The following is a 298-nucleotide window of genomic DNA, read 5'->3' as shown; positions in this document are numbered from 1 at the left end:
CGCACAGAACACCCCCACCGCCACCCGCTATGGCCAGCCGATTCCATCCCTGGAAGCGTTGAAGAACAGCGAGGCCTGCGGCTCGATGCTGGCCTGGGGCGAAGCCAGTGGCTGCGCGATCCTGGTGGCCGAACACCTAGCCCACAAGTACACCGATAAACCGGTGTTCGTACGCGGTTGCGCCTATACCGGGGTCTCCCACTATTTCGGTACGCGCTTTCACAACCCGACCCTGCATCATCCGGGCCTGCCCAAGGATGTGGGCATGGCGGTTTCGGCCAACTCCATCGCCTGTGCG

Annotated in this window: 1 pseudogene; it reads left to right on the top strand. The window is 63.4% G+C overall.

The annotated features are described in order from the left end of the window. Positions 1-298, top strand: a pseudogene (locus tag F6S12_RS33325) (thiolase family protein); the annotation flags it as partial.

The sequence above is a fragment of the Pseudomonas sp. JV245A genome (assembly GCF_032424515.1).
Lineage (GTDB): Bacteria > Pseudomonadota > Gammaproteobacteria > Pseudomonadales > Pseudomonadaceae > Aquipseudomonas > Aquipseudomonas protegens.
This window is presented reverse-complemented; position numbering and strand designations above follow the sequence as displayed.